Below are 648 nucleotides of genomic sequence, written 5' to 3' on the forward strand. Positions count from 1 at the left end.
CGGTCGCGTACGACGACTCCGGCTCGATCGGGCGTCGCTACCGGCGGCAGGACGAGGTGGGGACCCCGTTCTGTGTCACCGTCGACCGCGACGGGATCGAGGGCGACGGGCCGGAGACGGTTACGGTCCGCGAGCGCGACTCCGCCGAACAGGTCCGGGTCCCGGTCGACGAGCTCGCCGAGACGCTGGCCGGGCTGCGGGCGGGCGGCTCCTTCGGCGACCTGATCGATCGGTACGGGACGGTCGAGACGGACGTGGAGACGAGCTGACGTGACGCTCCCGGCGGCGGCGTGGCGCGAGCGCGTCGAGTTCGAGCGCCGGCTGGTCCACATGGGCGGGGCGCTCTACCCCGTCCCGCACCTGCTGGGCTGGCTCTCGTGGGGCGAGACGACCGGGGTCCTCCTCGCGGGCGTGGCGGTCGTCGGCCTGCTCGAACTCCTCCGGCTCTCGGGTAACGCCGGCCCGCTGTCGCCGCTGTACACGGCGTTGGTGCGCGAGTACGAAGCAGACGGCGTCGCCGGCTACGCGCTGTATCAGGTGAGCATGGCGGGCGTGGCGCTGGCGGCGACGACATCGCTGGCGACGCCGACGCTGGCGGTACCCGCGATGTGGATGCTCGCGATCGGCGACCCGGTGAGCGGCGCGCTC

General features: G+C 73.5%; 1 protein-coding gene and 1 pseudogene. Both read left to right on the forward strand.

The features are described from left to right. Positions 1-269 (forward strand): His/Gly/Thr/Pro-type tRNA ligase C-terminal domain-containing protein (locus ACFQEU_RS17310; protein WP_379784166.1); only part of this gene is annotated, 269 nt, incomplete at its 5' end. 1 nt (position 270) lies between these two features. Beyond that, a pseudogene (locus tag ACFQEU_RS17315) lies at positions 271-648 on the forward strand (dolichol kinase); the annotation flags it as partial.

Origin of the sequence: Halorubrum tibetense (assembly GCF_042661865.1) — an archaeon.
Taxonomy (GTDB): domain Archaea; phylum Halobacteriota; class Halobacteria; order Halobacteriales; family Haloferacaceae; genus Halorubrum; species Halorubrum tibetense.